This is a genomic window from Peribacillus kribbensis DSM 17871, assembly GCF_000430765.1.
Lineage (GTDB): Bacteria > Bacillota > Bacilli > Bacillales > DSM-1321 > Paraperibacillus > Paraperibacillus kribbensis.
In genome coordinates, this window is record NZ_AUMQ01000033.1 from 135,494 (window position 1) to 160,020 (window position 24,527).

Below are 24,527 nucleotides of genomic sequence, written 5' to 3' on the forward strand. Positions count from 1 at the left end.
GCGTTACCTTTATGTGCAACATCATTGGCTATAGCATTTATATCATTTTCCTTAGTTGCTTTAGTTTCTACAGTTAGATACGACATACCCGATTTTCCAAACGTTCTTTAGACACTTTATACTTCGGTACCTTAGCTTCTTCTCAGGCTCCTCTACAAGCTGAAAGGAATAATGCAGCTATTTGGCTTCAGCACGGAAGTCATATGGATGGCTTCCAGGATTCTGATTCTGGCTATAATGACTTGCAGACGCATCCGATTACATTGCTGGTGTATGGAAAGGGCAACAATCCTGATAAAAAAGAAGAGCCAGGAAATTCCTGACTCTTCACGTTATTTAATTTGTTTGCTTGAGCTTAAAGTATTTGGTGCCTCGAAGTACATTGTTCATAGAATCATATACAGCAAAGCGATAGCTTTCTTTTGGTTTTATATCCGCTTTTTTCACGGTAAAGGACGCTATCCCGTTTTTATCCATGTTCCAAACTGCTTTCACTTCTTTGCCACCCTTGCTCATAAGCTTAGAGTATTTTGGAGCCCCTTTGACAAAGATTTCGTATTGATCCGCTGTGAAGGTAGTTTTCTGCACCTTCATGGTCGAATACAAGCCAAGATGATAGTTCTTGTTTGGTTTTTCAATCAAACCTGGAACAGCGCTGGAAGCATATCTCTTACCATGCAGGAGGTCATATTGAAGCATATGAAGATCCTGCATTTCCTTCGTCTGGCCGCCCATCTGCTTCTGCCACTTATTATACGGGATAACCGTTTTGCCCTGTGATCTCATTTTATCAAGAATGGCTGTAACCGTATTTCCTTTCACTCCAGCCATTTCCAGTGAAATCGCACTAAACTGGTTAGGAGATAGGTCAAGCTTCTGTGACTTATTATTCTCGGAAGACCAGATAAAGTATGGAACGTCATGAGAGTTCATGAAGTCTTGGTAATTGCCCATGATGTTGTTTGCAATCTTCGTACCTTGCGCACCGAATACCTGATTATTATTTCCGAACGTTGGATAATGGTCGCCCCAGAAGACCAGGATAGTTGGCTCATCTCTCTTTTTAAGCTCTTTAACCAGACGTCCGAGCTCTGTATCAACACTGTGCATTTTTTCAGTGTATTTGTTAAGATACTGCCTTGTTGCTTCCGGAAGCACACCCTTTTTCAGGAACTTCGAGTCGGCAAGAGGGCGGTATGGCTGGTGGGCCTCAGCTGACACGGCATGGATAAAGTCCCTGCCCTTGGTATTATCCAAAGCCTGAATGGTCGAATTTGTAATGCTGTTATCCTTAGGGAAGCCCCATCCGGAACCATTTGCATGGTCAAGATCCATGAATTCGCCGGATATAAAGCGGTCAAATCCAAGCAGGCGATAGACAGTCTGGCGCTGATAGTACCAGCCATAATAAGAGTGAATGGCTGTTGTATGGTATCCCGCATCTCTAAACGCATAGGCCGCAGAAGGCAGCGGCTTTTTGATATATAGCTGATAAGCAATATAGTTGTCAGGCATGAACTGTCTGCTCAGCCCTGTTAATGCTTCAAACTCCACATTCGCAGTACCTCCCCCAAATTCAGGAGAGTACATCGTACCGTGAAGAGATTCATTGTATAGACTATGGAAATTAGGGATAGGATCCTCAGTGAAATATTGTTTTCCAAAATGAAGAGGATCTGTAAAGGCTTCACTCATTAGGAAAATAACATTTGGCTTCTCACCTTTTGTCCCGGCTGCAGGCTTGTACTCTTTGCCCAGCGTTTCTATCTTCTGCTTCGAATAGCCCTTAGGGGGTTCAATTTGCGTCTGCTTGGCAAGCATCGCAAAGTTTCCAAAAAGGCCATTTCGCATGGTGCCGACTTCCTGCTGCCACCATGTATTCTGGAATTGAACCTTCTCCATTAGTGAGATCGGATAGTCGGTCCAGACCATCCCTAAGAATGCAGCAGAAAGGAGAAATACCAACCCTTTATAGATCCAATTTTCCTTAAACTTTGGAACTAGTAAAAAGATAGCTACGATTATAGCAATCAGCGCAGCTCCTAGCCCAATGATGAGTCCCCAGTTCAGATCAACCGGATTATCAAGGCCCTTCAGCTCGTTAAACAGGGCAAAGTCGCCTACAGCAATCGGTGCGTTGCGCAGCTCGATCTTAATTTTATTGGCTACCGCGAAAACAATTAATATACCACTCAGCAGGAAGCTAGTTAACATAAACCATTTCCTTGGCAGGATAAATAGCAGATTGAACAAAGCAACAAGCAGAAGAATATTCAACGCAAAACGCTTCGTAAATCCTGTTGTCCAATCTGAAAAAGGCATCGCGAGTGCCTCCCGGACAATATGCTCACTGATCACAAGAGTAAGAATCGGGAGACCAATCATAAAGAACAATGTCAAAAGCTGTACAGCCGATTTTTTATACCTCATTTTTACTAAAGGCTTATTTTCTCTTTTAGGCTGTCTGCTCCCTTCCAGTTCTGGCAGAGAATTCGTAGACAAAAATAACCCCTCTTTTCTAAACTATCATGTAAATACTATCTACTAGTATATCATTTTGCTCTTTACAAAATTTAACATGTAATTTACATAAGATCAATAAACAGCATTTGTATATATTAACATATAGAGAAAAAAGGGTCATTCGTGAAATATTGGAATGGGTTCAGGAAAGCAGAGAAGGATTCGAGTGAGCAATAACATTACATAGAGATGGTTGGTTTAAATGGTATTGAAAAGGCATTTCCGAAACAATTATCGGGAGGAATGAAGCAAAGGGCCGGGATTGCAAGGGCACTTTCTGGCAGGTCTCCTCCATGGAAGATTTTAGCCACAAAGTTTGTCAGAAAGAAAAAAGATTCAAGCACTATACCTGAATCCTTTTAAGAGTCTATTTTTTCCAAGAGGTCCTACAATCCCTGATACTCTTCACGGACATAACCATCTGTCCCAATGAAAAACTCTCTGGAATTCGGTATCTTCCCAAGACCGGAAAAAAAGACGTTGACTCTATCAAAGGTCGAATAGGAAGGGATCTCATGATAGATCACGCAATCCATCCTTTGTTCCTGCATTGTATGTATGGAATTGCACGGTGCTTTTCGTGTCATAACTCATAATTTCCACTTTGGTCCAGTAGAACATATCCTCCAATACTTCCGGGGAGCCATTCACATATATCTCCTTGAATGATGTCTTGCCTGCTTCTCGTTGTTGGTCACGATGGAGGTGTTGTAGCGATCGATGCCGTGAAGGGGCTGATGAAATCAAATCAAACCATTCTTTCCGCCGCCCCTTACCATTGAGAAAAAAATTGCTCATAAAAAAAAGCGTATCTTCCTTGTGTGAAAGAAAGACAAATGCTGTGAAAAACTTCTGAAGTGGTTCGTGGATGAAGTACCATTTCTCAGTGAATGCATCTCTTCTTCGTCGAAGTACAAGTCATCTCTAGTTAGGATATATTTCTCCAGGTACTCAATGAACCTCGCCTTCTTTTATCCTACAATATTATAGTTAATTTTTAAAAATGTTCATAGGAAAAATTAACTATGATTTGTCGAATAAAAAGAAAGAAGGTTACCCGGGTATTACACTCATTCGAGAAGGTTTTTCTAAAATACTACTTTATTACCGAATTGTATCCTTATTCCTTAAGCTCATTGGCCAATTTTTTCAGCATTCCGAATATCTCCAAAGGCTCGGACTTGTACAGTATATAGTTTTAATATCATTTTGAATAGGTTGTGAAGTTTTCATATTATCCGATTGTTAAACTTATTAAGAGTCATTCTTATTCCATCAAGCTTGAGTTGTTATAAAATATATAGCAAGTTCTTCCTATAAAACACATAAAGAAACCACTGTTAATTAATCAGTGGTTTGATCGTTGTAGTAGTTTTCATTTTGAGTAAATAAAAAGAAGGCTGACCGCCTCCCCTTTTATCTCTCACATGCAATGCCATCTTTGTCTCTATCGCTCTTTGTATTTTTCTGATAGAGAGCTTTATTTACGAATGGCTTATACTTAGTTTTACCGCCTTTATTCTTTGTTTTCGAGGAAATTGCTACTCCGCCCTTATACACTTTATTCATAGCCGTACAGTTTTTATAAGTAATGATTTTTACACCTTCTGCATCCGATTTGTGAGCTGGTGCAAAGGATAATGCTAAACCTGCCGATAAAATAATAGATAATGTTTTCTTCAATCATTCCACAACCTTCCAATAATTCACCATGATATTGTAATGGATAAGTTAACTTTAGACAATAGTTTTTAATAGTTTATAAAGATACTTTTCCTAATCATCAGCAGCACGTGGTCGGTTCCCAGTGTTCCAAATCCGTACGGATAGGCAAAGTAGCGGGGTTTCTCGCCGAAGTGCTTTTGGTAGACAGCGATGGATGCTTTATCCTGGAAGTGCATATTGTTGGTATGCGTTCCGAAGGTGAGCATGACGGATTTTTTCGGAAGTGCCTTCATCTTCCCGGATCGGTAGTCATCGAGCTCCTGCGGCGTGATAAATACCGCTCCTTTGCTCTTTAATAGTACGGAGCGGATCAGCGCGAAGTTGCAGAACCAAAGCAGCAGTGTGACCGGGAATTGAAGAAACAGCGAGATCAGCGCTCCCCACCCTGCCATGGTCATCAATACCTCAAAGGCTCTTTTATATTTCTTTTGCTTTCCATCTATACTCGGGCTCATTGGCTCATCCCCCCGATCCGGGGTGTCCCAAACCGCGCAGGACTGACCCATCTTTTTAAACAGAACCTTCAAAATGCTCGCAAACTCTCCTACCTGGATTTTAGTAAGGAGAAATCTACGATTCCGGATCTTCGGATTGCCTGTCACGGCTCCAACTTGTTCCCCGTTTTGAGGGGCAACAAATGGTATACGAGATAATTCAGTGCTTCTTTATCTAAATAAGCATCGGCATCGATCGTAACCAGGATTTCGCCATGAGAGGCGATCAGTCCCGCTTTTCCTCGGTTTGTCTTTATATCAATCACTCTCAGCTTCTCGTATTTTTCCGTGAGGTGCTGAAGCTTAAACATCGGTACTTCCGTCATTAATTACTATGATCTCATAATCCATATAATGAAGATCATGGAGCTTTTCTATAGTAAATTCTACGGTCTCTGATTCGTTAAGCACGGAAAAATAAAACCAGGGCCCGGCAATGATCCAGAGCATACTCATGACCACCGGGTACCAAAAGACATCATCCACTAAAATACCGGTTGATCTCTAAACAATGAAACTCTCCCCCACCTCTTTTGGCATAGAATAGATAGATTATAAACTCAGCGATCACCAAAGTCTTATTCTATCCATTCTTCCTTAGAGCTCCATTTTTAATCAAGCGTTTAATTAAAGTCCCACATTACAAAAAAACAGATAGGACAGCTCCCATACATACAAGGTATTTCCATTCAATTTTGCGATCCGCGACACAGGAAGAGCCTCTTCTGCTTTCCTGCGGATGAGCAAAAAAAGGATGAGGGAGATCCCGGAGAGGACGATATCGATGGACTTATCGAATACAAGATCCAGGCGGTAGGTTTCCACCCCATATCGCTGGATCCACTTTGTCATCATGGCCATGTAGATCATTTCATTAAGACAGCAGAGGGCCGTAATAAGCTGACATAATCGGTATACCTTTTTTTCAAAAAAGAGCTCCTTTGTTAATTTTCGATCGTGTCCATTCAGCTCCATCATATCAAGGGCGAAATACATGTGCAGCGGTTTTCCCGCAGCAAGGCTTCCGGCGTATATAAGGAAAAGTGCCGCAGAATAGAAAATATTGTTCCATAAAAGCTGAATCGCAGAACCTGAGAGCAGGTCCAGCAAAAATCCGGCAATCAAGTTAATAAACATAAACAGACTGGTAAAATTTAGACGCCTTTCTTTAAAGCGGTACAGACTGTAAATCAGACCCGGCAGTGCGGAAAACAGCATCGCTGGATAATCACCGATCATTTCACGGCTAAGCTCCCAGAATACCAAGGGAAAAAGAAAGAATAAAATGAGATCGACAACCAGACGTACATTTGCCCGCATATGTTTATCCCGTCCCTAATTAGAGTTCTTCCATATATATGTCCGCCATCCCAAAAATGAACAAGCTGTTTTCTAAAAATACTGAATTATATTCCTGCCTATTAACTTTTTTGAAATTATGCCGTAATAAAGATTGTTACTATCTATGAACAGGAGAATCCAAGTGAGAAAAATCCTTCTAAGTTTGCTATCATGTTTGGTTATTTTAACAGCCGCGGGATGTTCCCAGCAGGCTGATTCAGCAGCACCTAAAAAACATATTAAAATCGGCATTATGCTTTCCGATGCCGGACTCGGCGACCAATCCTTCTCGGATGCCGGTTTTGAGGGGCTCGAAAAGGCGCGGGACGAACTCGGCATTTCGTTTGATTACCGGGAAATCAAGGATACAAAAACGTACGAAACTGGAATTGAAGAGCTTGTAAAGGAAGGCAATGACCTTGTCATCGGACTTGGCTTTTCCATGCAGGAGGCAATCGATAAGGTGGCCAAAAAATATCCTGATGAAAACTTCCTTGTCATTGATACCGTTTCAAAGCTTCCAAATGTTAGCTCTGTAACCTTTAAAGAAGAAGAAGGCTCTTATCTCATCGGACTGATTGCCGGGATGGAAACAAAGAGCGGAGTGGTCGGCTTTGTCGGCGGCATGGATGTACCGCTGATTCATAAGTTTGAGAATGGCTTCAAGGAGGGAGTAACGGCTGTAAACCCAAAGGCCAAAATCCTTTCCACCTATGCTGGAAGCTTTGATGACGATGTTCTCGGCAAAAAGATCGCAGGAGACATGATCAAAAAGAAGGCCGATTATCTTTATCCTGCCGCTGGTTTTACTGGCATCGGCGTTTTAAAGCAGGCTCAGGAAGCTGGAGTCTACTCCTTTGGCGTGGACTCTGACCAATTCTTTTTAGCGGAAAAGTCCGTCGTATCCTCCATGATGAAGCGGGTGGATGTTGCCATTTACAATGTTGCGGAAGAGTTAGTCAAGAACGGAAAGCTTTCTCAAAAGGACAGAGTGCTAGGCGTTAAAGAGCACGGCGTGGATATTGCACCGATCCGTGTCATTTCCCTGACTCCCCAGGAGCAGACTTCCTTGGATGAGTTTAAAAATAAAATTGAAAACGGAACGATTACCGTTCAGCCATAAGGAAGGAGAAATGACAGCATGAAGCTCAAGCAAAAAATCTTACTTTTATCGCTCGTCCCTCTCGTTTTATCAGCTCTCATCATCGGTTTCATTATCATGGAGATGAGATCATTGAACTCATCCACCGAGACACTCGTAAATATGCTCGTCAAGATCGAAGAGCTGAACAGCTCCTCCAAGAGCCTTTCAAAGTCACTCGGGTCCTATGCCATCAATGCTTCGGCAAGTAATGAGAACGACATCCGGACAGACTTTAAGAACGTGGAATCCGGGACAAAGTCTCTTGCGGGCTACATTACAGATTCACAGCAGAAGAAAACCTTAACCAAAATCAATACAAAATATGAAAACCTTCATGTCAGCTCGTTAAAGGTGCTGAATGAACGGAATCAATCAGAGGCAAAGCGCCAGTCCTTCCGCACAAGAGGAATGGCAAACGATGTGTTTGAATTGAAGCGCAGCATCAATGAAGAATTTCTTGTGGTCCAGCATAATCTGGAGAGCAAGATTAAATGGATTGTTACCTTTTCCATCGCAGCGATTCTGATCTTAATCCTTGCCTGTGCCGTTGGTGCAGCTCTTTATACCGAAAGAATTGTCAGGCCGATTCGAAAGATCACTTCATCTGCTGAGGAAATTGCAGCGGGCAATCTGGCTGTCGAGCACATCGAGGTGCGAACAAAAGATGAAATCTACGCCCTTAATAAGGCATTCCAGAACATGGGCGACAACCTGCGGGAGGTCATCCAATCTGTGAGCCTGAGCTCGAGCCAGGTCGCTGCCTCCGCGGAGGAGCTGATGGCCAGCGCGGATGAAACCATGCGAGGAACCGAGCAGATCACCGCCTCCATTCAGCAGGTGGCGTCAGGAGCGGAGCAGCAGACCCTGAAGCTGGAGGAATCAGCCCAGGCTGTCGTACAGAGTACGGACGGCTCTAGGGATATTGCGGAAAACGCTGCTTCCGCACTTGAGCTTACAGCTGCAGCCAATGAACAGACTAATACCGGTTCCCAGCTTGTAACGGAAACACTGAATCAGATGAATTCCATTCATTCATCCGTGGAGGAAACGGTATCTATATTGAATGAACTGGACTCCCGCTCTGCGGAAATCGGCGACATTCTCGTGCTCATCAAAAGTATCGCTGAACAGACCAATCTGCTCGCCCTGAATGCTGCCATCGAAGCAGCACGGGCAGGTGAGGCCGGAAGAGGATTCTCTGTTGTAGCCGATGAGGTCCGGAAGCTTGCCGAGCAGACCAGCAGCTCGGTTTCCCATATCACAGGCATTACTTCTGAAATGCAGAAGGATACTAAGAAAAGCGTGGAATCAATCCTCTCTGCCAAAGAAAAAGTCGACAAAGGCCTGGAGATCGCCGGCGAAACCGACAGCACCTTCAAGAGCATTCTGTCATCCGTTATGGAAGTATCAGACCAGATCGGAAAAATCACCCACATCTCCGGATCCATCTCCAGAGATGTCACCCTGGTATCCGACAGAGTCACCGACATGACCGGCACAGCCCAGGAAACCTCCCTCCACTCAGCAGAAGTGGCCTCCGCCTCCGAGCAGCAGCTCGCCTCCATGCAGGAAGTGAACGCGGCGGCAGTCTCACTCGCCGGATTGGCTGAGGAACTGAACCATACGATTGCGCGGTTTAGGATTTGATTTAGGGAAGCAGCCTGAGGGCTGCTTTTTTTTGTCTTAGTGTGAGTGGGGTTCGGACTACTTTTCTCCGCCGACCGCCTCAAACCTGTCCGAACCTATACCGCCTTCGGACTACTTTTTCCGCCTCCCGCTTCAACTTGTCCGAACCTGGATCGACTTCGGACTACTTTCTCTGCCGACCGCCTCAACCTGTCCGAACCTGGGCCGACTTCGGACTACTTTCCCCGCTTCCCGCTTCAACCTGTCCGAACCTGGGCCGACTTCGGACTACTTTCTCCGCTACCCGCTCCAACCTGTCCGAACCTGGATCGACTTCGGACTACTTTCTCCGCCGACCGCCTCAACCTGTCCGAACCCGAACCGACTTCGGACTACTTTCCCTGCTTCCCGCTTCAACCTGTCCAAACCCGGAGAGGATCCCCTATAGTTTTATAAAATGAAAGAGTCATTTTATTCACTCTTGTCAACAATGTTTTCAACCACGATAAACAATGAAAGAGGAATAAAAATGACTCAATTGCAGCTACAGTTTAAGCCAAATATGGATATTTTATACCCCGCAGGTCAGACTGCCTCTTCCTTCCACCTAGTTTCTTTTCGCATATATAGTGGAATTAATCAATATACCGTTCCATAGGGGAGGAATCTGGATGTACGGTCATTTAGCGATTAAGCTCGTGATTGGATATATCACTTTGTTCGGGGTGACCCGCCTGCTGGGCAAAAAGAATATCGGGCAGCTGAATCCGATGGATTTTGTTTCTACTCTATTGCTTAGTGAGTTTTTGGGGAATGCCCTCTATGACCAGAATGTGAGCATCCTGCATGTAGTTTTTGCCTGCTTTGTCTGGGTGCTTCTCATTTTGGTCTGTGAATATCTTTCTAAAAAGTTTTATCGGTTCCGAAGGATGACGGAAGGAAATCCTTCGATTGTCATCATAAGAGGGACGGTCGATTGGAATCAGCTTAAGAGAAATCGGGTGGATATGCAGGAGCTGTTGGAAATGCTCCGGGCGAATGAGGTGTTTTCTCTTCGGGAGGTAGAGTATGGAATTCTTGAAAATAACGGCAGCCTCAGTGTGATGAAGCGGTCACTGCAGGATGCGCCCACCAGGAAGGATTTGAACCTGCCAGCCAAAGATAAGCATTTTCCAGTAATCGTCATTGAGAACGGTGTGTTTTCTGATTTGAACCTCACCCGCCATTCTATCGATAAAGGCGAATTGAGGCACGAGCTGGAGGAGCGCCATGTGAATCTCAGTCAGGTCTCTTATGCTGAATATCGGGAGGGAGAGGACCTTTATATCCGTCTGAAGGAAAAATAAAGACTCTGCCATGGCAGAGCTTCATTTAGGCTTCTTATCTTTCGTATACACCAGCAGTTTTTTGGGATTGGATTGAATCACGGCCAGTGCCAGGATCAGGATGCCCGAAGCAATCCAGATGGCTTCAGTACCAAAGTGGAGAGTGGATACGGTACCTGTCAAAGCACCTCCAAGGAAACCCAAAATGATCAGGCTGAAATCCAGGCATTTAAGTGCCGCCTCCCGGTCCTTTTCCATGACGGCCACATAGGCAGCCTGGGATGCGGTCCGAAGATTTCCCGTAACGATGGCAGAATTATAGGGCCATTTTACAAGAGTCCGAAACGCGGATAATTGCACAGAGGCCGCAAAGGCAACGGTGATCGTAACCGTTATGCTGGGAACCTCAGGCGGCCAGGTACCCACAATAAATAGAACGATGCTTTCAACCAGAAGCACCGTTCTCGCCGGATAAGGGAAAAGCCGTATAATATGCGGATGCTTCAGATACTCCGCAACTATCACCCCAAAAACGAACGCAATCATCGGCGGAATATGGGCAAGCCCCTCATGCCACTTCCCCTGGGACAGCTTAATTCCGAGCAGCACAAGGTTTCCGGTCTGTGAGGTCGCGAATACCCCGTCCCTGCTTATATACGTATACGCATCCAGAAATCCTCCGACCGCCGCAAGCAGGATGCCCAATCCAACAGACTCCGCTGTCAAAGGAGGCAGCTTTTCTCTTTTTTCATATATGTAATTTCGTACAGATGAAAGACGAATTCTTCCTCTACCGCTGCGGATTCTCATAAAGTTTCTCCTGAAATGAGTTTTTTGTTCTTTTACCCTTGAGGAGGAGAAACTATTCTTATGGTTCACTGCTGAAATCAGGGTCTCGAGACCGCTTCTCTGAACCGTTTCTCCCGCTCCCTGCTGAAGTTTTGGCCTTGAGGCAAATCTCCTAAGTTAGTTCTCCGTCTTTTTAGTTCTTATTACCAATCCCCCCTCCATAATTTTTCAGAGGGAACATAAAACCCTAAAAGAATTGTAAATGGTAATCCCGGCCATACTATGACTAATTTCATCCTATGGGTTAGTCACGATAGCGAGCATTTATCGGGTTTTTTGGACTGTGTTTTATTAACTTTCATTCAGTTTTCTACTACAATAAAAACTAATCAAACGTTTGAATAAATCATGAACCTTTCTTTCGGCGAATTTTTAATTCAATATGTTTCAACTTGCTCGAAGCTGGGTATATAAAAATGTTAGAATAGACTATATAAATAAAAATTGTTTTGGGGAGTAAGAGGGCATAATGGGCATATTAATTGTTGATGATAACGAAGCGAATTTGTTTGTGGTTGAGAAGCTGTTAAGCCGCGCGGGTTATACAGATTCTTTATCTTTTACTTCGGCACAGGACATGTTTACATATTTGCTTTCTGATAATCCGTTTGTTATAGAAGAACAGGTTGATGTGATTCTGATGGATATTATGATGCCGGAGATGGATGGGATTGAGGCCTGCCGGAAGCTGCAGTGTTTTCCTCATTTGAAGGATATCCCGGTCATTTTTGTGACAGCTCTTGAAGATACAAGCAAGGTGGTTGAGGCGCTTGATGCAGGCGGCATGGATTATGTGATGAAGCCGATCAAGAAAACGGAGCTCCTGGCAAGGATCCGTGTGGCCCTCCGTTTGAAGTATGAAAAGGACTGGCACAAGAAACAGGAAGAGAAAATCACCAATGAGCTGGAGCTGTCCATGCAGGTGCAGACCAGCCTGCTCAGTGAGCCGATTTATAAGGATCATCTTCTGATGAAGGCATCCTATCTTCCCGCGAATAAGCTGGCCGGTGATATGTATTATTGGTATGAAATCGATGAGAACCGCCATGCGGCCATTTTGCTTGATATGATGGGCCATGGCATTTCTGCCTCTTTAGTCTGCATGTTTATCTCTTCTGTGCTGCGCGACTCCATCCGTTCCAATCCAGATCCAGAGTATGTTATTGGGGAGCTGAACCGCTGGATGAATTCCTTGAACCGGCAGAACGAAAGGATTCCCTATTACTTTACAGGCATTTATCTCGTAGTCGATACAGCCCAGCGTACGATTGAGTACATTAACGCAGGGCATCCAAGCGGCTATGCGCTGATTGACGGCGATGTGAAGGATCTGGCCAGCAATACCTGTGCCATCGGATTCTTTGACACCATCAAGTCTGAAAAGCATGTTTTATCCTATCATGATTCGATGCAGCTGCTGTTCTTCACCGACGGAGTGTACGAAGCCGTTGATAAATATGAAGAAGCAGGCATACGGTATTTAAAGCAGGCCGCTTCTTCCTTTATGTCAGAAGCCCGTGTCGCGGAGCCGCTTGATTTGGTCCTGACTCCTGAGCAGCAGCAATCAGCCGGCGATGATATGTGTGTTGTGCTGATTCAATGTTCATAGTTTTAATAGAGAGAATCCCCTGCCGGGTTGCAGGGGATTTTTTCTATGCACTTTAAAAACCTCCCCCAACTATCCGATATAAATAGTAAAAAAGCCTTGGTCGCCTCTTCCGGATGATTTTTTAGGAGAATGGAGTCCCATCTTGTATTCTATTTCAGTTCATTCATTATTTGATTACCGATACATCCTGCCCACCCTTTTTTTCGCTGCCCTCGGCTGTATCATTGCAGTGGAAGTAAGTACGAGGGTTAAAAAGCAGAAGGATGCAGAACGAGTATTATACTGGGGCTCCCTTACCCTGGCCGGCTCCTTTTTGGCCTGCTATTACCTGGTTTTATTCTCAATGAATGCTTCTGCGGCCAGCAAGGGTCCCCTGAATTTCATTTTTATATTTTTATTTTGTCTTTCTGGATCCTTCGGGGTTTTAAAGTTATCGCAGATTTCCATCCATAGCCATAAGCAATATATTGTGGGCTCACTCTTAGTGGGCACCTTCCTGATGATCATAAACATCCTGTCCTATTCGATTTCATTTAAGGATGATCTGGAAGGTTAAGCCAATTTTATTTTCTATGACTTTCGTATTGACCATGACGACTGCCTTTGCCATTTTCAGGCTGCTGATTCAATTTACCAATGAAGAGTCTTTCAGAATTTTAACAAAGTGGAAATATATCGGCTGCTTTTCTGCCGGCACCGCCATTGTTGGTACCAGCTTGATTATGTTCAGTTCCATTGTGCAAATCCATGGTCATTCTTCCGTTTTATCCGAACAAATCGTCCCCTTTATTTTTGTCATGGCCGTTAACTTTGTTCTTATGCTGGTGCTTGATCTGGTAGGGGATAAAATTCTAATGAAAAACGTACAGTCCTATACTTCCCTTTTTAGCTACAACCCGGGTGCTGTTTTATCTGTCAATCTTGGCGGATATATACTCGATTCAAACAAAGCTGCAACAGACATAACAGGTTTTCGAAAAGACGAATTAAAAGGGATATATATCGGTGACCTTTTTGAAGAGGCTACTAAGACTACCATTTTTCTGCATTTAACAGCTGTCCTGGACGGCAGGATTACAAATCTTGAAACACAGGTTATAAATAAGCAGGGACACCCAACAGATATAGCCATAACAGCCGTCCGAACCATCATAAATAATAATGTGATTGGGGCGTTTGGAATTTTTGAGGATATCACAGATAAAAAAGGGCGGAAGAGCAGATACGGTATCTGGCTTATCACGATGAATTAACGAATATCCCCAATAGAAGAAACATCCATCAATATATTGCCGATTTAGCGGAGAGGGGGATAGAGTTCTGCATTTTTCTTTTGGATTTTGATAAATTCAAAAGGATCAATGATTCATTCGGACATACCTTCGGCGATAAAGCGCTGGTGGAAATCGCAAAAAGGCTCCAGGGATTAGCCGGAGAGGATGGAACTGCCGCAAGACAAGGCGGGGATGAGTTTTTAGTTGTACTGCCTTTAGGGGACTTCCAATCACTGGCAGATAGAATTATCAAAGGTTTTCAACAGCCGCTGATTGTTGATGGATCTGATGTTCTGCTTACTGCCAGTATGGGGATTGCCAGCTTCCCAAACCATACTGAAAATTTGGATGAATTGTACAAGTTTGCCGACTTGGCCATGTATTATGCAAAGGAAAATGGATCCAATGGTTTTTCCGTTTATGACGAGATCATGAAGAAAGAGACGCTGGAAAAGATCGAAATGGAACGTGATTTAAAATCTGCCATTGACGGGAATGAACTCATGCTGTATTTCCAGCCAAAATTCAATACTAGCAAACATGTGCTGAACGGCTCTGAGGTGCTGCTAAGGTGGCATCACCCTTTGAAAGGATTTATTCCTCCGAATAAATTTATTCCTGTGGCTGAGGAAAGCGGACTTATTTTTGAGATTGGAAAGGTTCGTTATTGCCGAAGTCTGTTCCACCATAGCTGCCTGGAAAGAATCCGGAAAAGAAATCAACCGAGTGTCTATAAATATTTCCTTAGTAACGATTTTACAAGAAGGGTTTGTCGAATATATCCTTCATCACTTGGATACATTCAATTTGAGCGGAAGTTTTTTGGAACTGGAAGTCACAGAAAGAATGGTCATGAAAAATGAAGAGGAAGTGAATACTATCCTGCAGGAATTAAGGAGAAATGGCATTCATATCAGCATTGATGACTTTGGTACTGGATACAGCTCCCTAAGCTATCTTTACAAATTGAATGTTGATACCCTTAAAATTGATCAATCCTTCATTCGCTCCATAGAAAACAACCGTGAGGTCATTTCCGCTATTCTATCTCTCGCGGATAGTTTAAAAATGAAGGTGATTGCTGAGGGCGTGGAGACGAAAAGGGAAATTGAACTGCTGCAAGAGCTCGGGTGCACAGACGTCCAGGGATATTATTATTCTCCCCCTGTACCAAAAGAACTGTTCGAAGAGAAATGGATGGCTGGCAAGCATGCCGGATTGTCTTCTAAAGCAAATACAGCCTGAGCCCCTTAGGACTCAGGCTGCTTTTTACTTACAGAATATTCTGCTCTAACATCCTGCGTTTTTTAATAAAGATTTTTTCCTGCGTATGAAAGGTTTCAAACCGGATCGAGTCATCCGTACGGACGGATTCCTTGCTTCCAAGGCCGAGGAATCCGCCAGGGCCCAGGCTGTCGTTAAACAGCTTGAATACCTGGAGCTGCAGATCAATATTGAAGTAAATAAGGACATTCCGGCAGATGATCACATGAAATTCATTGAAGGATCCGTCTGTCACCAGGTTGTGCTGGGCAAAGACGATATTTTCCTTTAATGATGGAATGAGATGGGCTCCTTCATGGTCCACCTTATAATATTCGGAAAAGGATTTCTTTCCTCCTGCCGCCATATAGTTCTTCGTGTAGAGCTGCATTTTCTGCAGGGGAAACATTCCCTGCTCCGCCTTATGGATGACTTTTTCATTCATATCGGTGGCATACATCTTGACCTTGTTTCCGAGCCCTTCCTCGTGAAGCAGGATGGCCATCGAGTATGCCTCTTCCCCCGTTGAACAGCCCGCATGCCAGATTCTAATTTCCGGGAGTTCCCTGAGGAAGGGAACCACTTCTTCACGGAATGTCTTAAAGAAGGTAGGGTCCCTGAACATTTCGGTCACATTGATGGAAAAGTCAGCGAGCACCTTCGGAAGCATGTTCTGGTCATGAATGATCTTTTCCGTAAGGTGCGTGATGCTGTTCAGCTTTTCCAAGCTCAATCTATTTTCAACCCGTCTCATGATCGACGAACGCATATACTGCCTAAAGTCAAACCCTGTGAGCCGGTAGACCGCAATCAACAGCAGGTCCAGCTCCAGCTCTTCTTTATTCGATGCCGTCATACCGTTTTCTTTCCTTCCTCCCTTAAAAGACTGCCGGCTAAGACAGCCACACCTGCATTGCAGACAGAAGCTGATCAAGCTTTAACGGCTTGCTGATGTAGTCGGTTGCTCCCGCTTCCATGCACTTGTCACGGTCGCCCTTCATGGCCTTGGCCGTAAGTGCAATGATCGGCAGCTCTTCATGCTGCTCCATGGCTCTTATCCGCTTAATCGCTTCATAGCCATCCATCACCGGCATCATGATATCCATAAGGACCATGTCGACAGAGTCAAGAACCATCAGCTTGTCGAGGCATTCCGCCCCGTTTCCTACCGTTATGACATTCACCCCTTCTTTTAATAGTGCATTTTTCAAGGCGAAGATATTCCGATGATCATCGTCCGCCACTATTACAGTTTTTCCACTTAAAATAGACGTTAAACCTGAATCGGTTACGGCAGCATGCACTGGTTTGACTGCTGGCTGCTGGACAACCGCTGCTGCAGCTTCTTCCACCGCAGCCGCCTCGATGGCCGATGCTACCTGTTCTTCAATCACTTCTCTTTCCGCAATATCCGGAATGCCTCCTGGAAGGTTTGGAACTACGATGGTGAAGGTGCTTCCTTCTCCTTCACGGCTCTCTACGCTGCACATTCCGCCAAGCAGCTGGCAGAATTCCTTCGTGATGGAAAGGCCAAGGCCTGTCCCGCCGAATTTCCTCATGATGGCGCCATCCACCTGCTGGAAGGCTTCAAAGATCATGTTCTGTTTATCTTTCGGGATGCCGATTCCTGTATCAGCCACGGAAATTTTCACCCATGTGTCCACCTGATTGGCGAGAGGCGCTGACTTAAGGTCTGTCGGCTCCGCTTTATCAATGGAAATGGTCACAGATCCCTCTTCCGTAAACTTGAATGCATTGGACAGAAGATTTTTCACGATCTGCTGCAGGCGCTGCTCGTCCGTATAAATAATGGGAGGAACAGAATCGCCATAATTGACATTAAAACCAATATTTTTGTTTTTCGCCGACTGAGAAAAATTGCGCTCAAGGCGTTCGATGAACTCAGAAGTATTAACTTCCTCAAACGTTACTTCGAGCTTTCCTGCCTCAATTTTTGATAAATCCAAAATATCGTTGATCAGGTTCAATAAATCCTGACCGGAAGAATGAATAACCGTCGCAAATTCCTTTTGATCATCTGTCAGTGCATAATCCGGATCTTCGGAGAGCATTTCTGAAAGAAGCAGGATGCTGTTTAACGGTGTACGAAGTTCGTGAGACATATTGGCAAGGAATTCTGATTTATATCTTGAGCTCTGCTGCAGCTGGACAGCTTTATCTTCAAGCTGATCCTTGGCTGCCATCAGCTCTTCGGATTTCAATTCCGCATCTCTTGAACGCTCTTCAAGCTGCTCGTTCATCATGCGCAGCTCTTCTGTCTGGCTCTGAAGCTCCTCGGATTGTGCCTGAAGCTCTTCTGACTGGGACTGAAGCTCCTCGGACTGCGCCTGAAGTTCTTCGGTCTGTGCCTGAGATTCGACAAGCAGGCGTTCCACTTCCATTCTTCCAAGAATATTCGTGATACCGATTCCGAGCGTTTCCAGTACATTATCTATCAGCTTCTGCTCCCTGGAGGCGATGTCGCCCATGCTTGCGATCTCCACCACTGCCACTACCTCATCCCTTAATTTGACAGGGGCAATGATGATGCTCTTTGGCTTCATGTCGCCAAGGCCCGTAGAAATCACTTTATAATCTGATGGTATATCTGTAAGTACAATTTTCTCTTTTTCACTGGCACTCTGTCCGATCAGCCCTTCGCCAAAGCTGAACAGCTCCCGGCCTGCCTGGTCCTCAGAATCTGCATAAGAGGCAATCTTCCTGAACACCGGCTTTCCTTCTGTTTCATCCTTCAGATAAAAAGCGCCAAGGCTTGCGCCCGCTGCAGGAGCAAGCTTGCGGATGAACTGCTGCGCAAGAGAATTGACAGATGTATGCCTGCTGTAAATGTTGACAATATCCACAGAGTTCGTCTGGATCCAGTTCTGTTCCTGGATGGCCTCCGTATAGCTTTGTTCTTTTTCATTATACGTTTCAATCGAAGCCGCCATGGCATTGAAGGCTTCTGCGATATGGCCGATCTCGTCCCTTGTTTTCACATCAATCCGGGGAATGGAGGACAGGTTGCTGTAATCCACATTCCGGATGACCCTCGTGATGGAGTTGATGTTGGATACCGTACTGCGGATGACCCACAGCATAACGGATACGATCAGAAGAAGTGCAATCGAAATCGTGATGATAAGAGCTGCCACCAGATTATCATAGGTATTGGTAGCCTCCTTTAAAGACGCATTCATCAAGGTTTCTTGATACTTTTTAAATTCATCAATCTTTTGGAATAAATAGGTTCGGTTATTGGCCCCATTGTTATACAGTGCCTGAAGATCCGCCTTGGAATCCCCGTCCCTAAGGCCGGCTCTGATGGCTTCTTCCATGCTGGTATAACGGCCGAATGAATCCCTTATTTCCTTTATAAGCACTTTGGACTCCGTTCTGTTTGCAGCCGTTTCTAAATTGATCAGGAGGGAATCAATGTCCTTTTCCTGCGTTTCAGCTGCCTGGATGGTCTTATTTACATCCTGCCGGCTGGTGTTTACCATGTTGATGACATCTCTATCCTTTAAATAGAGCTTCTGTCTAATTTCTGTGGTTTCATTCACTTTATGATAACGATCCTGGACAATCTCCAGCATATTGGCTTTAATTCCGTTCAGCATATATAAAATGACAAATAATAATAGGAACATAAAAAAGACCGTTAAGCCTAAACCTATGAATTGCTTCTTTTTAAAGCCCACGCTTTTTCCTGCCTCCCTGATTATAAATTTTTATCTATTGGACTATAGCCCGCTTCTAATTAAAAAATGTTTTACACTTAACTATATCAAACTATTGCTTTTTACTCTAGTTCTCCAGCTTCCGTAAACGTTATGTAAGATATAGGAATCAAGAAACAGAACAGTGTGTATCCAGTGAAATGAAGGCTTTGTGCCATCCAGATTCAGATGTCTATATTCTATTATTATACAGCATCTACCAATAAATCTTTAAATGAAAACCCTTCGAATTCCGAAAAAAAAGGCCCTATTGGAGAGGGTCTTGTTCTTCATAAAACTGAATATGCTCTTTTTCTCTGTAATAATCCATCCGGTCGAACAGCGTGCCTGTGTGGAATTCGAATTTATGGCCATCCGGATCCGTGAAATAGATGGAGAGCTTATCTTTCTCGTTCCGTTCCCTGCCCGGAAGGATGTTCACCCCAAGGCGCTCCAGTTTCTTCCTCAAGACATCCAGCTCTCCCTCGTCTGCAGAAAAAGCTATATGCGTATAGGATTGATGGATCTCGTTTCTTGGGATGTCTTCCTCAGTATTCAATGCAAGCCAGAGTCCATCCAGATCCAGATAGGCTGTGCTCCTGCCTTTTAAAAGCAGCCTTGCGCCAAAAACATTCTGATAGAAAGCGATGGATTCGTCCAAATCGCTGACGGAAAATAATAGATGATTGATTTTCATAGAAAGCTTCCTTTCACCTATTCTATAGTTGTGATTCCCATTCCCTGCGCAGGAGCCCGTACACAACGTGGTCGACATAATGGTCATACAGCCATTCAGCCTCGCGGATTAATCCTTCCTCCTTAAAATGAAGGTGCTCAGGAAGGGCACGGCTTTTCAGATTCCCAACTGCCGCCCTTACTTCAATCCGGTTCAGTCCCGCTTCTTTGAAGCCATAATCCACAAACGCCTTAAAGGAGCGGCTCATGATGCCCCTGCCCTGGAATTCTTCTCCGAGCCAATAGCCGATGACGCCGATTTTACTCATGCGGTTGATCTCATTAAAGCCAATGGTCCCGGCAATTTTCCCGCGGTACACAATTGCGGCCGACTTGGGATGACCTCCGGTTTCTGCCGTGCCGGATAGCGTCCCTTTGATAAATTCCGCTGAATCATCCTTCGTCACCGTATAATCCAGCCAGCCCAGCCATTCCTTGAGATAAGGCTTTGAGCGACAAGTAAGCTGAAACAACTCCTCGGCATCTCCCAGTGTAAAAAGCCTTAATTGAATATCCTCGTCCACCTGACAGTTAAACATGTTAAAGTCCTCCGTTGTCATTAATTAAAGCTGATGAAAATAAGCCGCACTTTCTGCCATAGGCGTGCAGTCCCGATAATCTGCCAATTCTATTTCAAAAATATATTCCCGCTGTGTGATGTAAGGCTTCAAAGCGCCCCATTTTATACTGCCCTGCCCTAATGGAAGAGCGTCATGCACTTCCGTACCCGCACTGTCGACCACGTGGAAGTAGCGGACAAACGGCATCGCGTCACTTATATTCTGAAGGAGCTTTACATTGTCTCCCCTATAGGACATAAAGGAGTGGCTGATATCATAGCAGATAGGCAGCTCAAAAGGCTTCACGATATGAGTCAGCCAGTATGGATTAAGGCTTGAGAACAGACCGCGGGGTGAATTTTCCCATAAAAAACGGCCATGTGTTTTCTGGCTGATTTCCTGGATGGCTTCCCCTAATTGCTGAGATTTTTCCCGGGCGTCCTCAGAACCCGCTGCATCCCACATCCCGCTCCCACACTTTTCATAATGAGGATGCACCACGCAATCCACATCCTCCGACACGCAAATCTCATCCAGCACCTGCGACGAATAACGGTAGAAATCATACACTTCCCGCTCCCGGCTCAATATATCAAGAAAGTTTCCGTTCACCTTCATGGGATGATGCAGATATACCTTAATTCCCTGCCCCTTCAGCATCCGAATCGTTTCAATAATCCGGCGCACGTTTTCAATATCCTGCTCAAACAGCTGCAGTTCAATGATTTGAGGATGATAGGCAAGCCGGTCCTCGATCTGCTCCAAGTCCAGCGAGCACTTTAGATTGATCTGCATGGGACACCTCCTTCAGAATGAGTCAGCCTAATTTTACCACTTTTTAGTGGTTGGGGGCTCATTATTGGAGGACCGCTTATGCACCGGAGGGCTGGCGGATAAATAAAGGGAAAAATTCCCCTTAATTCATAATTATCATTAAAAAAGGCTGAAATAGAGGGAGAAATTCCCCTTATTGACTTTAAAAAATTAAAAGTGGCATATTTTTCTGTAGATAAGGGGAAAATCTCCCCTTATTTTCCCCGAAATGAGCTCCTTTTCGGATTTAACGGTAAAACCTCCCCTTATTTTACTTTTGCTGGTCGAGTGAAAGAAAACCGCCAATTGCCATGGCTAGTTTACGACTTTTTAGTCTTTGAGTGCTGTATGCTGGTCTCTGATTTTCGCTGGTTTCCCTCAAGACTGAATAGAATTTGTTTTTCCTACTCGACCGGGAGCATCTCAATTAAAAAGTGAGTAATTACTCACTTTTTAATTGACTTCTTTCTCCCGACGCCATATATTAAAATGAAAAGTGAGTGATTACTCACCACATTATTAAAAGGAGGCAGAGTTCATGAAAGAGACCATTTCCATCCAGAACGTCAGTAAACGGTTTGGCCAAAAGATGGTGCTTCAGGATATTAATTTCCGCGTGGAGGAAGGAAAAATTAACGGTTTTATCGGGCCATCTGGGGCTGGAAAGACGACTTTGGTGAAGATGATTGTCGGGATGGATGTTCCAAGCAGCGGTTCGATTCATGTGCTGGATCACACCATGCCAAACTTGAACATTTTGGAGGAGATCGGGTACATGGCGCAATCTGATGCGTTATACACAGAATTGACCGGCATGGAAAATCTCAAGTTTTTCGCCTCTCTCTATAAGCTGAACAAAGCGGAAAGGCATGAACGGATTCAATATGCAGCCGGCCTGGTGAATTTGACGGAAGATCTCACGAAAAAAGTCGGAGCCTATTCTGGCGGCATGAAGCGCCGGCTGTCGCTCGCAATTGCCCTCATTCAGGACCCAAAGATCTTGCTTTTAGATGAGCCGACTGTCGGCATCGACCCTGAACTGCGATTCAGCATCTGGAATGAGCTGGAGAGGATGAAGAATGAAGAGCGGAAAACGATCATCGTGACCACTCACGTAATGGATGAGGCAGAGAGATGTGATTATATTGCCATGATCCGGGACGGCGCCCTCATTGCATGGGGGACACCGAAAGAATTGAAGGAGCGGTACCATGCCAGCAGCTTTGATGAAGTATTCCTGAATGCAGGGAGGGAAAATCAATGAGGACAGCTGCCCTTATTAAACGGATTTTTCAGCAGATGCTGAGAGACAAACGCACATTGGCCCTGCTGTTCGTCGCCCCTTTATTGGTCCTCACCCTGATGAACCTAGTTTTTAACGGAAAAACAGTGGATTCCACTATAGGAGTCGAAAACGTCTCTCCAGCAATGATTACACAATTCAAGGCTGCAGATATTAAAGTGGAAACATTTAACCAAACCTCGAGCACCAAAAATACAATGGAAAAGCATGATTTAGATGCCTTTTTAAAGATCGAAAATGGCCGGCCGGAGCTGACCCTTCTGAATACGGACCCAACGGCGGCAAAGAGTTTACAAATGAAAATTAAGCAGATGCTTTCAACTCAAAAGGCAGCTGCTAAGGATCCTATTCAGACTCATTATATATATGGAAGTAAAGACACAGGCTTTTTTGATGTGGTAAGTCCTATTTTAATCGGCTTTTTTGTTTTCTTCTTCGTCTTCTTGATCTCTGGTGTCGGCCTTTTGAAGGAGCGGACAACAGGAACCCTGGAACGATTAATGGCGACTCCTATTAAAAGAGGGGAAATTGTGCTTGCCTATTTAATCGGCTTTGGTGCATTTGCTGTCATCCAGACGATTATCGTAGTCTTCTATGCCATAAATGTCCTGGATGTTGTATTAGTCGGGTCGATCTGGAATGTGCTGCTGGTTAACTTGCTTCTGGCTCTTGTTGCTCTATCACTGGGCATCCTGCTATCTTCATTCGCGGCTTCTGAATTCCAGATGGTCCAGTTCATTCCCGTGGTGGTTATCCCGCAGGTTTTCTTCTCCGGCATTTTTCCGATTGAGGGCATGGCAGATTGGCTGCAGGCACTGACCAAAATCATGCCGTTGTATTATGCGGCAGATGCGCTGAAGGGCGTTATGTACAAGGGATTCGCTTTTTCCGATATAATGGGCGATATCCTGGTTTTGATGATATTTGCCGCGGTCTTTATTATTTTGAATTTATTCGCACTGAAAAAATACCGCAAATTATAATTTTTAACAAAAGGAGGGGCGTGTATGAGCAGTCTTCTCGATCAAATGATTGAACAGGCAAAACAATCAACCAAACAGACCTTAAAACAGAAAAAAATCGTGGAAACCGCCATTACCCTTTTTGCCGAAAAGGGCTATTCCAATACATCCACATCCGAAATTGCCAAGCTCGCAGAGGTCTCAGAAGGGACCATATTTAAGCATTATGGAACCAAGGATAATTTACTTCTATCAGTGATCCTCCCTTTTATAAAAGAATCACTGCCCGCCATGGCCGAGGAAGTGTTCAAGGAGACCTTGACCGAGAACACCTTAACATTTGATGAATTTCTGCGGGCCTTTCTCAAGAACCGCAGAGACTTTTTTACCGAAAACAAAGAAATCTTCAAGGTGATGATCAAGGAAGTCCTTTATAAGGAAGAGCTGCGAAATGAAATTCTCCCCTTCCTTTATGAAAATATTTCGCCCCGGTTACGTCATGCTGTTGAATTTTTCAAAGAACGCGGAGAACTCACCGATATCCCAGCAGATACGATGCTGAAAAATCTGCTGACCATGATCGGAGGATTCTTCACCTCGCGTTTTGTGTTTTTGAATAAAGCTTCCATCAGTGATGAGGAAATCGAAGAAATGATCTGGTTTGTCATGAATGGGCTCAAGAAATAATAGGGGAGCTTTTTCCAAGAAATGGGCAGCCCCCGCCATTCTTGGGTACGCCGGCCAGCCGATAAAGCCGCTGACCAGCTTATAGACCCAGGATGGAATATAAAGGGAGAATTTCCCCTTATTCTATAATTCCGGTAAAAAGTGGCTTGAATAGAGGGAGGAATTCCCCTTATTGACTCAAAAAATTAAAAAATAGCTGATTTTGCTTGGAATAAGGGGAAATCTTTGAGTTAGTCTCAAAAGTGGACACGTTAAAACGGTTATTCATATACTTGAATTAACTTTAAAGAGGACGTGTTCTTATGGGGAAACATTTTGATCATGAATATAAAGAGTATGTTGCGAAACTAATTGTTGAAGAGGGGCGGGTCGCCAAGGAGCTTGCTTTCGAGCTTGAGATCCCCTACTCAACCATTAGAAAGTGGGCGAGTGCCTACAAAGAGAAAGCAAATAGACAGGTCAACAAAGAAAACTATATGACTCCCGGCGAGCTGGAAAAGTTAAAGAAACAACATGAAAAGGAGCTTCAACAGCTGCGGGAGGAGAATGAGATCCTAAAAAAGGCCATGCACATC

Annotated in this window: 25 protein-coding genes and 2 pseudogenes; 13 read left to right on the forward strand and 14 right to left on the reverse strand. The window is 44.4% G+C overall.

The window, feature by feature from the left end:
* Positions 1 to 336: 336 nt before the first annotated feature.
* Positions 337 to 2,502, reverse strand: coding sequence for an LTA synthase family protein (locus tag H539_RS0106215; protein ID WP_026692819.1), 2,166 nt, complete (start codon positions 2,500 to 2,502; stop codon positions 337 to 339).
* A 201-nt stretch (positions 2,503 to 2,703) separates the two neighbouring features.
* Between H539_RS0106215 and H539_RS32760 the strand changes: the two are divergent.
* Positions 2,704 to 2,802 (forward strand): annotated as a pseudogene (locus tag H539_RS32760) (nitrate ABC transporter ATP-binding protein); the annotation flags it as partial.
* Between the two features lie 107 nt (positions 2,803 to 2,909).
* Here the strand turns inward: H539_RS32760 and H539_RS33395 are convergent.
* From H539_RS33395 to H539_RS30030, 7 genes are all read right to left on the reverse strand, one after another.
* Entirely contained in the window at positions 2,910 to 3,050 is a 141-nt protein-coding gene (locus H539_RS33395) for a hypothetical protein (RefSeq protein WP_245602135.1), read from the reverse strand.
* Positions 3,037 to 3,174: a hypothetical protein gene (locus tag H539_RS33400; protein WP_245602136.1), complete on the reverse strand. Its 138-nt coding sequence runs from the start codon at positions 3,172 to 3,174 to the stop codon at positions 3,037 to 3,039. The genes H539_RS33395 and H539_RS33400 overlap by 14 nt, the downstream gene beginning before the upstream one ends.
* Before the next feature lie 765 nt (positions 3,175 to 3,939).
* Entirely contained in the window at positions 3,940 to 4,206 is a 267-nt protein-coding gene (locus tag H539_RS0106235; protein ID WP_026692820.1) for an excalibur calcium-binding domain-containing protein, read from the reverse strand.
* A 68-nt stretch (positions 4,207 to 4,274) separates the two neighbouring features.
* Entirely contained in the window at positions 4,275 to 4,703 is a 429-nt protein-coding gene (locus H539_RS32575; protein ID WP_218970912.1) for a polysaccharide deacetylase family protein, read from the reverse strand.
* Between the two features lie 143 nt (positions 4,704 to 4,846).
* Positions 4,847 to 5,053 carry a glycosyltransferase family 2 protein gene (locus tag H539_RS32580; RefSeq protein ID WP_026692822.1) on the reverse strand — a complete coding sequence of 69 codons (207 nt, stop codon included), beginning with the start codon at positions 5,051 to 5,053 and terminating at the stop codon, positions 4,847 to 4,849.
* Positions 5,046 to 5,192, reverse strand: a complete 147-nt coding sequence (locus tag H539_RS32585; RefSeq protein ID WP_218970913.1) for a glycosyltransferase — start codon at positions 5,190 to 5,192, stop codon at positions 5,046 to 5,048. Before H539_RS32585 ends, H539_RS32580 begins: the two co-directional genes overlap by 8 nt.
* A gap of 177 nt (positions 5,193 to 5,369) precedes the next feature.
* Positions 5,370 to 6,062 (reverse strand): VC0807 family protein, encoded by a 693-nt coding sequence (locus H539_RS30030; RefSeq protein WP_051348465.1) that lies wholly within the window; start codon positions 6,060 to 6,062, stop codon positions 5,370 to 5,372.
* 145 nt (positions 6,063 to 6,207) lie between these two features.
* Here H539_RS30030 and H539_RS0106260 point away from each other — a divergent pair, with 145 nt between their 5' ends.
* The 3 genes from H539_RS0106260 to H539_RS0106270 all read left to right on the forward strand — a co-directional run bounded on the left by H539_RS0106260 (position 6,208) and on the right by H539_RS0106270 (position 10,199).
* Positions 6,208 to 7,206, forward strand: a complete 999-nt coding sequence (locus tag H539_RS0106260; protein WP_035321991.1) for a BMP family lipoprotein — start codon at positions 6,208 to 6,210, stop codon at positions 7,204 to 7,206.
* 18 nt (positions 7,207 to 7,224) lie between these two features.
* Complete coding sequence (locus tag H539_RS0106265; protein ID WP_026692824.1) at positions 7,225 to 8,874, forward strand: methyl-accepting chemotaxis protein; 1,650 nt, start codon at positions 7,225 to 7,227, stop codon at positions 8,872 to 8,874.
* A gap of 650 nt (positions 8,875 to 9,524) precedes the next feature.
* The gene (locus H539_RS0106270) at positions 9,525 to 10,199 is read left to right on the forward strand and encodes a DUF421 domain-containing protein (RefSeq protein WP_035321992.1); all 675 of its coding nucleotides are present in this window, start codon (positions 9,525 to 9,527) and stop codon (positions 10,197 to 10,199) included.
* Between the two features lie 21 nt (positions 10,200 to 10,220).
* On the opposite strand, the gene H539_RS0106275 is transcribed toward H539_RS0106270, so the two are convergent.
* Complete coding sequence (locus H539_RS0106275) at positions 10,221 to 10,988, reverse strand: YoaK family protein (RefSeq protein WP_051348466.1); 768 nt, start codon at positions 10,986 to 10,988, stop codon at positions 10,221 to 10,223.
* Between the two features lie 508 nt (positions 10,989 to 11,496).
* Here H539_RS0106275 and H539_RS0106280 point away from each other — a divergent pair.
* From H539_RS0106280 to H539_RS33070, 5 genes and pseudogenes are all read left to right on the forward strand, one after another.
* On the forward strand, positions 11,497 to 12,636 hold the full coding sequence (locus H539_RS0106280) for a PP2C family protein-serine/threonine phosphatase (RefSeq protein WP_026692827.1): 1,140 nt from the start codon (positions 11,497 to 11,499) through the stop codon (positions 12,634 to 12,636).
* A gap of 142 nt (positions 12,637 to 12,778) precedes the next feature.
* Positions 12,779 to 13,192: a hypothetical protein gene (locus tag H539_RS0106285; protein WP_026692828.1), complete on the forward strand. Its 414-nt coding sequence runs from the start codon at positions 12,779 to 12,781 to the stop codon at positions 13,190 to 13,192.
* A 16-nt stretch (positions 13,193 to 13,208) separates the two neighbouring features.
* A complete protein-coding gene (locus H539_RS0106290) occupies positions 13,209 to 13,889 on the forward strand; it encodes a PAS domain S-box protein (RefSeq protein WP_026692829.1) in 681 nt (226 codons plus the stop codon).
* A 35-nt stretch (positions 13,890 to 13,924) separates the two neighbouring features.
* Positions 13,925 to 14,521 (forward strand): annotated as a pseudogene (locus H539_RS33065) (diguanylate cyclase domain-containing protein); the annotation flags it as partial.
* Between the two features lie 40 nt (positions 14,522 to 14,561).
* Complete coding sequence (locus H539_RS33070) at positions 14,562 to 15,155, forward strand: EAL domain-containing protein (RefSeq protein WP_281171397.1); 594 nt, start codon at positions 14,562 to 14,564, stop codon at positions 15,153 to 15,155.
* A gap of 28 nt (positions 15,156 to 15,183) precedes the next feature.
* On the opposite strand, the gene H539_RS0106305 is transcribed toward H539_RS33070, so the two are convergent.
* The 5 genes from H539_RS0106305 to H539_RS27920 all read right to left on the reverse strand — a co-directional run bounded on the left by H539_RS0106305 (position 15,184) and on the right by H539_RS27920 (position 20,982).
* A complete protein-coding gene (locus H539_RS0106305) occupies positions 15,184 to 16,029 on the reverse strand; it encodes a CheR family methyltransferase (RefSeq protein ID WP_026692832.1) in 846 nt (281 codons plus the stop codon).
* Between the two features lie 37 nt (positions 16,030 to 16,066).
* The gene (locus H539_RS0106310) at positions 16,067 to 18,874 is read right to left on the reverse strand and encodes an ATP-binding protein (protein ID WP_026692833.1); all 2,808 of its coding nucleotides are present in this window, start codon (positions 18,872 to 18,874) and stop codon (positions 16,067 to 16,069) included.
* 286 nt (positions 18,875 to 19,160) lie between these two features.
* Positions 19,161 to 19,589, reverse strand: coding sequence for a metallothiol transferase FosB (gene fosB / locus H539_RS0106315; protein ID WP_026692834.1), 429 nt, complete (start codon positions 19,587 to 19,589; stop codon positions 19,161 to 19,163).
* A 22-nt stretch (positions 19,590 to 19,611) separates the two neighbouring features.
* Positions 19,612 to 20,166, reverse strand: a complete 555-nt coding sequence (locus H539_RS0106320; RefSeq protein WP_026692835.1) for a GNAT family N-acetyltransferase — start codon at positions 20,164 to 20,166, stop codon at positions 19,612 to 19,614.
* Between the two features lie 24 nt (positions 20,167 to 20,190).
* Positions 20,191 to 20,982 (reverse strand): sugar phosphate isomerase/epimerase family protein, encoded by a 792-nt coding sequence (locus H539_RS27920; protein WP_035321994.1) that lies wholly within the window; start codon positions 20,980 to 20,982, stop codon positions 20,191 to 20,193.
* A 556-nt stretch (positions 20,983 to 21,538) separates the two neighbouring features.
* Between H539_RS27920 and H539_RS0106330 the strand changes: the two genes are divergently transcribed.
* The 4 genes from H539_RS0106330 to H539_RS0106345 all read left to right on the forward strand — a co-directional run.
* Positions 21,539 to 22,264 carry an ABC transporter ATP-binding protein gene (locus tag H539_RS0106330; RefSeq protein ID WP_026692836.1) on the forward strand — a complete coding sequence of 242 codons (726 nt, stop codon included), beginning with the start codon at positions 21,539 to 21,541 and terminating at the stop codon, positions 22,262 to 22,264.
* Complete coding sequence (locus H539_RS0106335; protein ID WP_026692837.1) at positions 22,261 to 23,286, forward strand: ABC transporter permease; 1,026 nt, start codon at positions 22,261 to 22,263, stop codon at positions 23,284 to 23,286. The genes H539_RS0106330 and H539_RS0106335 overlap by 4 nt, the downstream gene beginning before the upstream one ends.
* Before the next feature lie 24 nt (positions 23,287 to 23,310).
* Positions 23,311 to 23,952 carry a TetR/AcrR family transcriptional regulator gene (locus H539_RS0106340; RefSeq protein ID WP_026692838.1) on the forward strand — a complete coding sequence of 214 codons (642 nt, stop codon included), beginning with the start codon at positions 23,311 to 23,313 and terminating at the stop codon, positions 23,950 to 23,952.
* 302 nt (positions 23,953 to 24,254) lie between these two features.
* Positions 24,255 to 24,527: transposase (locus H539_RS0106345; protein ID WP_026692839.1), on the forward strand; the 273-nt coding region annotated here is incomplete at its 3' end.